At 65.6% G+C, this 10,569-nt stretch carries 10 protein-coding genes; 8 read left to right on the top strand and 2 right to left on the bottom strand.

The annotated features are described in order from the left end of the window. The first annotated feature begins 463 nt into the window (after nucleotides 1–463). Together VSX60_RS21020 and VSX60_RS21015 are read left to right on the top strand one after the other, a co-directional pair. On the top strand, nucleotides 464–1,171 hold the full coding sequence (locus tag VSX60_RS21020) for a Crp/Fnr family transcriptional regulator (protein WP_327626205.1): 708 nt from the start codon (nucleotides 464–466) through the stop codon (nucleotides 1,169–1,171). Further along, the gene (locus VSX60_RS21015) at nucleotides 1,168–1,737 is read left to right on the top strand and encodes a DUF4202 domain-containing protein (RefSeq protein WP_327626204.1); all 570 of its coding nucleotides are present in this window, start codon (nucleotides 1,168–1,170) and stop codon (nucleotides 1,735–1,737) included. The genes VSX60_RS21020 and VSX60_RS21015 overlap by 4 nt, the downstream gene beginning before the upstream one ends. Nucleotides 1,738–1,812: 75 nt before the next feature. Here VSX60_RS21015 and VSX60_RS21010 read toward each other — a convergent pair whose 3' ends face one another. Continuing rightward, a complete protein-coding gene (locus VSX60_RS21010) occupies nucleotides 1,813–2,745 on the bottom strand; it encodes an FAD:protein FMN transferase (protein ID WP_327626203.1) in 933 nt (310 codons plus the stop codon). Continuing rightward, entirely contained in the window at nucleotides 2,742–4,808 is a 2,067-nt protein-coding gene (locus VSX60_RS21005) for a 4Fe-4S binding protein (protein ID WP_327626202.1), read from the bottom strand. The genes VSX60_RS21010 and VSX60_RS21005 overlap by 4 nt, the downstream gene beginning before the upstream one ends. A gap of 131 nt (nucleotides 4,809–4,939) precedes the next feature. Here VSX60_RS21005 and VSX60_RS21000 point away from each other — a divergent pair, with 131 nt between their 5' ends. The 6 genes from VSX60_RS21000 to VSX60_RS20975 are packed head-to-tail and all read left to right on the top strand — an operon-like array spanning nucleotide 4,940 to nucleotide 10,467. Then, nucleotides 4,940–6,694, top strand: coding sequence for a cytochrome D1 domain-containing protein (locus VSX60_RS21000; RefSeq protein ID WP_327626201.1), 1,755 nt, complete (start codon nucleotides 4,940–4,942; stop codon nucleotides 6,692–6,694). A gap of 57 nt (nucleotides 6,695–6,751) precedes the next feature. After that, entirely contained in the window at nucleotides 6,752–7,540 is a 789-nt protein-coding gene (cobA, locus tag VSX60_RS20995; protein ID WP_327626200.1) for a uroporphyrinogen-III C-methyltransferase, read from the top strand. After that, the gene (locus VSX60_RS20990; RefSeq protein WP_327626199.1) at nucleotides 7,533–7,847 is read left to right on the top strand and encodes a c-type cytochrome; all 315 of its coding nucleotides are present in this window, start codon (nucleotides 7,533–7,535) and stop codon (nucleotides 7,845–7,847) included. The genes cobA and VSX60_RS20990 overlap by 8 nt, the downstream gene beginning before the upstream one ends. Then, entirely contained in the window at nucleotides 7,844–9,010 is a 1,167-nt protein-coding gene (locus tag VSX60_RS20985) for a cytochrome D1 domain-containing protein (protein WP_327626198.1), read from the top strand. The genes VSX60_RS20990 and VSX60_RS20985 overlap by 4 nt, the downstream gene beginning before the upstream one ends. Before the next feature lie 3 nt (nucleotides 9,011–9,013). Next, nucleotides 9,014–10,006, top strand: a complete 993-nt coding sequence (gene ahbB, locus VSX60_RS20980) for a siroheme decarboxylase subunit beta (RefSeq protein ID WP_327626197.1) — start codon at nucleotides 9,014–9,016, stop codon at nucleotides 10,004–10,006. Further along, the gene (locus tag VSX60_RS20975) at nucleotides 10,003–10,467 is read left to right on the top strand and encodes an Lrp/AsnC family transcriptional regulator (RefSeq protein ID WP_327626196.1); all 465 of its coding nucleotides are present in this window, start codon (nucleotides 10,003–10,005) and stop codon (nucleotides 10,465–10,467) included. The genes ahbB and VSX60_RS20975 overlap by 4 nt, the downstream gene beginning before the upstream one ends. Nucleotides 10,468–10,569: the final 102 nt, after the last annotated feature.

The raw sequence follows: 10,569 nt of genomic DNA, 5'->3' as shown, positions 1-10,569 counted from the left end.
GCAGCCGGTGGAAACGCCGGGTGATCGATCGTGAAGGGATGCGACCGCAAGGGCGACGGGGCGAGGGTGGAAGCGAGCATTGTTGTTTCCCTTTTCCGTTCTGGTGGGGGAAACAATGGCGCCGATCATGATCGCCCGAAATTCGGTTATGTCCTTAGGGGAATTACGTAGCCTCAACGCGTTGCCGGACTTCCGGCAATGTTTTCAACTGTTTGAATCAGGGCGTTGGGGCGAAAGTCGCACGTGATTTCACAGCGGCCTTGTTCAACCCCAAGGACCGAGAACTCCGCCGAACCGGGCTCGAGCTGGAAGGCCGCCCTCGGGGCGGCTCCCGGCATCGACTGTCCGGCGATCATCCCGAGCTTGCCGGGACCGGTTCTGGGTTCCTCTGCATTGATCCCGTGGCGGCATCTGGTGTTAGGTCTGGGCGTTCGATGATCCCAAACCATAATCGGAGAAACCAATGCACCAGGAAGGCGATTGGCAGATTGCAAAGGGGTCCATCCTCTTGGGCAGTGTACCCGAGGATGTCGCCGACATGATCCTGGCGCGGTCCGACGTCCGGAAGTTTGGCCGATCGGCGACGATCTTCCTGCAGGGCGATACCGCCAACAGCGTCTATATCGTGCTGGAAGGATGGGTGAAGCTGTTCCGGATCGCGCATAACGGGGCGGAGGCGGTGGTCGGAACCTTCACCAAGGGCCGAAGCTTCGGCGAGGCGGTGGCGTTTCGCGGCGACGTCTATCCGGTCGCCGCCGAGGCGGTCACCGATTGCCGGCTGATGCAGGTTCCCGCGGCAGTGGTGCTGCAGATGATGAAGTCGCAGCCGGAGCTTTGCATCTCGATGCTGGCGGCGACCTTCAAGCACCTGCACGCGCTGGTCGAACAGGTCGAGCAACTGAAGGCCCAGACCGGCGCGCAACGGCTGGCCGAATTCTTGCTCGACCTCTGCCACGTCGCCGAAGGCGCATGCACCGTGACCTTGCCCTACGACAAGGTGCTGATCGCGGGGCGGCTGGGCATGAAGCCCGAAAGCCTGTCCCGCGCCTTCGCGCGATTGAAGCAGAACGGCGTGGCGATCAGCCACAATCACGCAGCCATCGCGGATGTCGGACGGTTGCGCGGCTTTGTCGAAGAGGATCGCGCCGATGCCTGGAGCAAGGCCCAATGAGCGGGCGATTCGAGGCAGTCATCGCCGCGATCGACAGGGCCAATTCCGCCGATCCGACGCTGGAAGCGGAGACGCGGGAACCGGCGGCGCTTGTCTATGGCCGGCGGATGTCAGGGGAGCTCGACCGAATCTGCCCGGATGCGTCCGAGCATTTGCGGATTGCGGCGCGCGGACAGCACATCGAGCGTTGGAAGCTGCCGCGAAGCGCGTATCCCGACAGCCGCGAGGGCTATCACGCCTGGCGGAAAGCGCAGGCGCTGGCGCATGGCGCGCGGGTGGCGGAATTGATGATCGCGGCGGGCTATTGCGAGGCCGACGGGGCGCGCGTGGCGCAGATGCTGCGCAAGGAGGGGATCAAGCGCGACCCGGAGGTGCAGATGCTGGAGGACGTGATCTGCCTGGTGTTCCTGCGCTGGTATTTCGCGGATTTCGCCGCCAGGCACGACCATGAAAAAATCTTCGGCATCGTCGCCAAGACCGCGCGCAAGTTGTCGGCCAAGGGACGCGCGCGCGTCGCCGCCGAATTCGATCTGCCGCCGGAGCTTGCGCCCGCGCTTGCGGTCTGAGGAACTGGCGGGCGGCGGCAAGGCAGGTCAAGAACTGCCCCGTCTTTGGTTCGTGCGCCTCTCAACGATCACAGGTCAAAGGATTGCTTCGAGCGATACGTTCGGATGGGCCTGCAGGACCGTTTTGATCGCATGGCGGGGCATCAGGCAGAAGGCGGTCGACAGGCCGTCGGCCAGCGCCGCGCTGTCTGCCGCTACCGACACCAGCCGCCAGCGGGCTTCGGCGTGCCCCGTCCGCGGATCGAGGATGTGACCGACGCGGCCGGCCTTGTCCAACGGCGTGCCGAGCGGCGCCGAGGTAGCCAGCGCGCGATCGCCGAGCGGGACCTCGCCGACGATCTCGCCGTCCGGCGTCGCGATCGCGGCGCGCCAGGGCGTTCGATCGGGGCGGCGGCCGAGAGCGGCGATCTCGCCCATGTCGATCAGAACGTCGGTCAGTCCGCGTGCGCGGACCAGCGCCGCCACCCGGTCGGCGATGTACCCTTGCGCGATGCCGTTGAGCGTCAAAGCCATGCCGTCGCGCCTGAAGCCGACCGCGTCCGGGCTGTGACGCAGATGCACCCAACCCGTCCGTTTCCTGGCCTCGGCAATCTCTTCGGCTTCGAGCCGCCGTTGCTCCTGCGCGGCCAGAGCGTGCAATTGCCATAGGGGCTGGATCGTCGGATCGAAGGCGCCGCCGGTCACGCGATGGAGCGAATCCGACAGGGCGAGGAGTTCGACCAGCTCGGCGGGCGGAGTATCCAGCCTTCCTTCAAGGTTCAGGCGTGCCAGCGCCGAACCGGCGCGATACAGGCTGAAGATTCCCTCAAGCCGGTCGATCTCGGCCTGTGTCGCGGCAAAGATCTCGTCGGCGGCGTCACCCTTTATTCCGACCAGTGTCATGGAGGCCTCGGCGCCCAGTGCCGCGCCCCGCCAGCGTGTCATCGGCGCCCCGGCTAGAGCTTCACGAGGTAGGGCGGCGGCGGCGCAGATCGTCATGAAGCGGCGCCGGGTCAGGCATGGTGTCATGGTGAGTTCTCCCGCGCGGTCGGGGCCGTCGGACGGGCGCGCCGCTTCAGCACCAGGCAGGTGTTCGGATCGTGGTAGATCGTCTGGCAATGCAGGCAAAGCACGCATTCATTGGGATTGATCCGACCGATCGGATCGATGGCGCCAACCATGCATTTGGTTTCGCAAAGCCGGCATTCCCGTCCGCATTGGGGACGGCGGCGCAGCCAGTCGAACAGCTTGAGCTTGGCCGGGATCGCCAGCGCCGCGCCAAGCGGGCAAAGATAACGGCAGTAGAACCGCTCGATGAACAGTCCCGCGACGAGAAGCGCCACGACGAAAAGAACGAAGGGCCAGGCCCGCATGAAGCGCATCGACATGGCGGTCTTGAAGGGCTCGATCTCGGCCAGCACCAGCGCCTGATCCATCGAATAGAACGACAGGCCGAGGATGGCGACGAAAGCCGTGTACTTGATGGCCCAGAGGCGCTCGTGAACGCCGAACGGCACCGCGATCTGCGGAATGCGGAGGCGCTTGGCGATCTCGTTGGTCAGCTCCTGCAGCGCGCCGAAGGGGCAGAGCCAGCCGCAATACACCCCGCGGCCCCAGAACAAGAGCCCGAGGGCGACGAAGCCCCAGAGCATGAAGATCACCGGATCGATCAGGAAAGTTTCCCAACGAAAGCCGGTCAACAGCGATTGCAGGAACGCCACCACCTGAACAACGGACAATTGCCCACCGGCGATCCAGCCCAGCCAGACCAGTGTCACCGAAAGGAATGTGATCCGGCCCCAGCGCCAGAGCGCGGGGCGGCGCACGAACGCCTCCTGCAGGAAAAGGATCACCGCGAGGGTGGTCAGCATCAGGCCGACGCCGATGATCTCGAACCGCTTGCGCTGCCAGGCCGAGACCCACAGCGGCTCGGTTTCCGGCGCCATCTCCGGCGGCAGAAGAAACTGGGCCGGTAAGGTATAATCGACCGATATGCCCATCGAGACCGGTTCGCCGCCGGTGTCGCGGCTCGCCGTCACCTCGACCCGGAACGATAGGGCCGGATCGAAGCGGCCGGCAGGCAGCCGGAAGAGACTCATTTCCTTGACGTCGAGTGCGCCGACGGCCGCGAGGCGGTCGATCCGGAGATAGTCCCCGCTTTCGAAGGTGATGGTTTTCTCATCCTGAATCACCGCGATCCGGTCGAATTCACCGGTGCGACGCCAGTCTGTGCCCCGATGCGAATGCAGGCCGCGAGAGGCGACGAACAACGCCGTCTCGCCGGGGCCCAATACCGCCATCGCCCGGGTGAAAAGCGCTTGGCCGAGGAGGTTTCGCCCGATCGTCGGCGGGTCGAGAATCCCGACCCAGAGATCGAGGAACGGCGCCTCGCCCGGCGGTGGCGGCATCTTGGCGGCGCTCAGCGCCACGCGCGCCTGATCGAGACTGACGGTGGTGCGCGCGAGCGCCCCTTCGGCCAGCAGCGCATCCCAGGACATCGGTCTGAAGCCGATCTGGTCGATCGCCGTTCCCCGCCCTTGCGCCAAGGCAAGCGTGCGGGCGGTCCGCAGAATGGCGTCGCGGATCACGCCGGTCGACACGGTCGCGCGCGAAATCACATCCGGAAGGTCGGGACGGTCGGCGAAGTCGATGGTCGGCTGGCGAGTCAGATCGACACCGGCAAAGCCGTCGACATAGTCGGCGATGTCCGATTCAGAAATTCCCAAGGTCAGGACCGGTTCGCTTTGACGGATGAGCCGGGCGCCCGCGATGCGGCCGTCGCGCGTCACCGCGACGAGAATATCGATCGGCCGCCCCGAATAACCGACGGATTCGGTGATTTCCCAGGTCGAGGCGATGTGGCCGATCAGGCCGTCCGGTGTCGTGACCGACCAGCCGGGCACCGCCCCCTCCTCGCGCGTCAAGGCAAGGGGACCGTCACGAGCGAACAGGCGGGCGGCCAACGCCAGATCGGGTTTTGCCGCCGCCTCCTCGCTTTTGACTTGCAGCAGGCCATCGGCCAGCGCGCCATCTCCCAAACCCGGGGAGGCGAAGGCCATGACGAATATGATCAAGGCCTGCCTCAGCCGCATCACTGATCATCCTTTCGCTTTTCACCACGATGATGCCGCTTCCCCATCGGCACCTTGATGAAAGTCAAGGAACGTCGTCGGCCGGGGGGGCATCTTCCGCTTTGAACCTACCCGCCAACGGAGGCCGCCCCATGAAAACCATTCGCGAAACGCGGAGCTTGAAGCTCTTAGCCAGCATCGCGTTGCCGCTTGCGCTCGCGGCGACGGGCGCTGCCGCACAGGAGAAGCCGAAGGGGCATGGCGATTCGCCAGCCGCGAAATACGTCTACAGCGCCACCTCGCTCGGCGAGATCGGCGTGGAAATCCCGGGTCTCAAGCCTGACGATCCGGTCATCACCCAGGACGAATTCAATACGGCCGCCACGATTTACTTCGAACGCTGCGCCGGCTGCCACGGCGTGCTGCGCAAGGGCGCGACCGGCAAGGCGCTGACCCCCGACATCACCCGCCAGAACGGCTACGAATATCTGCGGGATTTCATGACCTACGGGTCGCCCGCCGGCATGCCGAACTGGGGCACCTCAGGTCAGCTCTCCGAAGAGCAGATCGACATGTTGGCCCGTTACCTGCTGATCGAGCCGCCGGCGCCGCCGGAGTTCGGCATGCCGGAGATGCTCAAGACCTGGAAGGTCCTGGTCGCGCCGGCGGACCGGCCGACGGAAAAGATGAACGACATCGATATCGACAATCTGTTTTCCGTGACCCTGCGCGACTCTGGCCAGATCGCGCTGATCGACGGCGCGACCTACGAGATTCACACGGTGATCGACACCGGCTACGCGGTGCATATCAGCCGCATCTCGGCCTCCGGCCGCTATCTCTTCGTCATCGGCCGCGATGCCAAGGTCAACATGATCGACCTGTGGATGGAAACGCCGGCGACGGTGGCCGAGATCAAGATCGGCGCCGAGGCGCGCTCGGTCGAGACCTCCAAGATGGAGGGCTGGGAAGACAAATACGCCATCGCGGGCGCTTATTGGCCGCCGCAATACGTCATCATGGACGGTGATACGCTGGAGCCGAAGAAAATCGTCTCGACGCGGGGCATGATCTACGACAGCCAGGAATATCACCCTGAGCCACGCGTGGCGGCGATCGTCGCGTCGCACTACCGCCCCGAGTTCATTGTGAACGTCAAGGAGACCGGCAAGATCCTGCTGGTCGACTACTCCGACATCAAGAACCTCAAGGTCACCGAGATCGAGGCCGAGCGGTTCCTGCACGATGGCGGATTCGACTCCACCAAGCGCTATTTCCTCACCGCCGCGAACGCGCGCGGCAAGGTCGCGGTGATCGACACCAAGGAAGGCGAGCTAACCGCGTTGCTGGAGACCGGCGGTCAGACCCCGCATCCCGGCCGCGGCGCCAATTTGAACCATCCCGTCTACGGGCCGGTCTGGGTGACCTCGCATCTCGGCGACGAGACCATCGCGCTGATCGGGACCGACCCGGAAGGACATCCCGACAACGCCTGGAAAGTGGTGCAACAGCTCGAGGGGCTGGGCGGCGGTTCGCTGTTCGTGAAGTCGCACCCGACCTCGAACCATCTTTATGTCGATGCGCCGCTGAATCCCGACGCTGAGGTGACCGCCTCTGTCGCGGTCTTCAACGTCGACGAACTCGGCAAGGAAGAGCCCGAATACACGGTGCTGCCAATCGTCGAATGGGCGGGCATCGCGGAAGGCCAACCCCGCGTCGTGCAGGGCGAGTTCAACAAGGCGGGTGACGAAATCTGGTTCTCGGTCTGGAACGCCAAGGATCTGGAATCCGCCATCGTGGTCGTCGACGACAAGACGCTGGAGCTGAAACACGTGATCAAGGATCCGCGGCTGATCACACCGACCGGCAAGTTCAACGTCTTCAACACCCGCCAGGACGTCTACTGACGCGCGCCCGGGGCGGCGGCACACGCCGCCCCAACTCGATCAGTCCGGGAGAAAGCTATGAAGACGCGTGGACGGGTGTTTCTGGTCGGGGCGGGTCCAGGCGATCCGGAGCTTTTGACGTTGAAAGCGGCGCGCGTGCTGGAACTGGCGCATGTCGTGGTCCATGACCGCCTGGTGTCGCCCGAGGTGCTGGCGCTGGCGCCGCCGACGGCGCGGCTTGTCCCGGTCGGCAAGGCGCCGACCTCCCATCCGGTGCCGCAGGAGCGTATCAACGAAATCCTCGTCGAGCTGGCACTCGAAGGGCAGACGGTGGTGCGATTGAAGGGCGGCGACCCTTTCATCTTCGGTCGCGGTTCGGAAGAGGCCGAAGCCTTGCGGGCAGCGGGAGTTCCGGTCGAAATCGTCCCCGGCATCACGGCGGCGCAGGGGGCGGCCTCCGTCACCGGTGTGCCGCTGACCCATCGCGGGCTGGCGACAGGCGTGCGCTACGTGACCGGACACTGTCGAAGCGACAGGCCGCTCGACCTTGAATGGCTGGGATTGGCGGACACCCAGACCACGCTGGTCGTCTATATGGGGGCCGCCAACATCGCCGAGATTTCCGAACGGCTGATCGCGCACGGCATGCCCGTGGCGACGCCCGTGCTGGCGATCGCCAATGCGACGACGCCGCGCGAGCGGCGGCTGACCTCCCGTCTGGACCGGATCGCCAGCGACATGGCCGAGGCGCGTCTCACCGGCCCGGTGCTGTTTCTGATCGGCGATGTCGTCTCGCTTTACCGCTCGTCACCCGCCGAAATGTTCACGCATCTTGCCGCCGTTCATGCGCCGTTGGCTCATGCGTGAGGTTCTGGTGGCCCTTTTGCTCGTTATCGGGGCACCGGCCTTGGCGCAGGAGCTGCCGCCGGGCCGGGCGGCCGAACTTGAGCGTTTGGTGCTGCAGGATTGCGGCTCATGCCACGGAATGACGCTGAAAGGCGGGCTCGGACCGGATATCCGCGCCGAGACGCTGGCCGGGACGCAGCCCGACGGGCTTGTCGCCATCATTCTCGATGGCGTTCCGGGAACCGCGATGCCGCCCTGGCGCCCGCTCCTCAGAGATGAAGAGGCGGCCTGGATCGCCGGCTATCTCTTGGACGGAGGCAACGAATGAGCCGTGGCTTTTCCCTTGGCCTGATCATGCTGGCGTCGATTTTCGCGGTCTTCCTTGGCGTCGCCCAGGCGCAGGAGCCCCGCGCCACCGGCGATCTGGGCGTGGTTGTAGAACGGGCCTCGGGCTCGCTGCTGATCATCGACCAGTCCGAGCACGCCGCGATCGGGCGGGTCGATGGCCTGGGCGATCTGTCCCATGCTTCGGTAGTATTCTCGGCGGACGAGCGTTTCGCCTTCGTCTTCGGACGCGACGGCGGGCTGACCAAGGTCGATCTGCTGACCCAGTCGATCGCTGGCCGCGTCGTGCAATCGGGCAACGCCATCGGCGGCGCAATTTCCGACGACGGGCAACTCGTCGCGGTCTCGAACTACGAGCCGGGCGGCGTGCGCGTCTTCGATGCCGAAACGCTGGAGAGCGTCGCCGACATCCCGACCGGGTCGAAGACCATCGGCCTGGTCGACGCGCCGGGGCGGCGCTTCGTCTTCACCCTGTGGGACGCGGGGGAGACGTGGATCGCGGACTTTTCCGGTGAGGAGCCGGCGATCACCCGGATCGGCGGGATCGGGACGAACCCCTATGACGCGCTGATCACCGGCGACGGGCGGCACTACATCGCGGGGTTGTTCGGCGAGGACGGGCTGACGGCGCTCGATCTCTGGCAGGAACCGCCGGTTCCGCGGCGGATTCTGTCGGGCTACGGCAAGGGCAAGGAACCGCTGCCCGTCTACAAGATGCCGCATCTGGAAGGCTGGGCGCTGGCGGGCGATCGGTTCGTTCTGCCCGCTGTCGGACGACATGAAGTGCTCTGGGTCGACAGCCGGACATTGGCTGAGGTGGGGCGCACAGCCACCCACGGTCAGCCAGTCTTCGCCGTCGCCCGGCCGGACGGGCGCCAGGTCTGGGTCAATTTCGCCCACCCCTTGAACGATACGATCGAGGTAATCGATACGCTTTCGGGCGAAGTGATCCACACGCTGACGCCGGGACCCGCCGTCCTGCACATGGAGTTCACCGCCCGCGGTCACGAGGTCTGGGTCTCGGTCCGCGATGCCGGGCGTGTGGACATCTACGACGCGCGCAGTTTCGAGAAGCTGGGCGAGATCGCGGCGGAGAGCCCGTCGGGGATTTTCTTCACCGCGCGCGCCCACCGGACGGGGCTCTGAGCGATGAGCTTGACCGTCGACATCATCGACCGCGCGCTGCTCGACAATTGGCAGCGGGATTTTCCGCTGGTACCCCGGCCGTTTGCCGCGATTGCCGAGCGGATGGACCTTCGCCAGAAGGACGTTCTGAGCCGGCTCGCCGAGATGGAGGCCGTTGGCGCAATCAGCCGCGTCGGCGCCACCTGCCGGCCGGGCACCGCGGGCGCGAGCACGCTGGCCGCCGTCGCTGCTCCCCAATGGCGGATCGACGAGATCGCCGCCCTCATCGGCGGCGAGCCGGGCGTGAACCACTCCTATCTGCGCGAGAACCGCTGGAACATCTGGTTCGTGGTGACCGGCCCCGATCGACTCCATGTCGACGCGACGCTTGACCGCATTCGTGCGCGCACGAAACTTGAGGTCCTCGATCTGCCGCTGGTGCGCGCGTTCAATGTCGATCTGGGCTTCTCGCTTGACGGCGCCGGCCACGTGCCGCCGGCGCGCGAACATATCGACGCCGGCGTACTGGAACCGGAGGACCGGCCGATCATGCAGGCGCTCTCGACCGGCCTGGCGCTGGTGCCCCGTCCTTTTGCCGAATTGGGCCGCGCGCTCGGTCGGTCCGAGGCGGACGTGCTGGCACGGGTCAAGGCGCTTGCCGCGGCCGGTATCCTGTCGCGGATCGGTGTGATCGTGCGCCATCGCGCACTCGGCTGGCGATCCAATGCCATGGTGGTCTGGGAGGCGGACGAGGCCGATCTGGGCCGCATCGGACCTGCGCTGACCGCCGTGCGCGGCGTCACGCTCTGTTATCAACGGCGCGCGGCGCCCGGCGTCTGGCCCTATACGCTCTACTGCATGATCCACGCCCGCAGCCGCGACGAGGCGATGGCGGTGCTCGATCGCGCCAGCAGCGAGGTCGGCCTTCAGGATGCTCCGCATCAGGTGCTGTTCAGCATTCGCTGCTTCAAGCAGACGGGAGCGTTGGTGGCGTCCACGGAAGGAGCAGCGGCATGAAGCGCTCCGCGCTCGAACTCGACGCGACCGACCGGCTGATCGTCAACGCTTTGCAAGAAGGGTTTCCGCTCACGCCGCGTCCCTATGCGGAGGCGGCGACGCGGCTCGGCCTGAGCGAGAGCGAGCTGATGTCGCGGCTGGGACGCATGCGCGAAACCGGCGTGATCACGCGCTTCGGCCCGTTCTACGACGCGGCCGCGATCGGAGGGGCCTTCTGCCTGTGCGCGATGGAGGTCCCGGCCGAGCATTTCGAGGCCGTGGCGGATGCGGTCAACGCCCATCCGGAGGTCGCGCACAATTACCAACGCGAGCATCGTCTCAACATGTGGTTCGTGCTGGCGACCGAAACGGCGGAGGCGGTCGAGGCCGTCGCCGATGAAATTGAGGCGGAGACGGGGATTGCCGTGCTGCGGTTTCCGAAGCTGCAGGAATTCTTCATCGGTTTCAGGGTGGCGGCATGAGACTTCCTGTGTCAACCCGTAGGGATGAAGGCCTTTGCGGCAGCATGTTTTTGGGGATCGTATGGAATGCTGTCGCTCCATGCGCGCCAGAGGACGCGGATC

This window comes from Aurantimonas sp. A3-2-R12 (assembly GCF_036016755.1).
GTDB lineage: Bacteria > Pseudomonadota > Alphaproteobacteria > Rhizobiales > Rhizobiaceae > Aurantimonas > Aurantimonas coralicida_A.
This window is presented reverse-complemented; position numbering and strand designations above follow the sequence as displayed.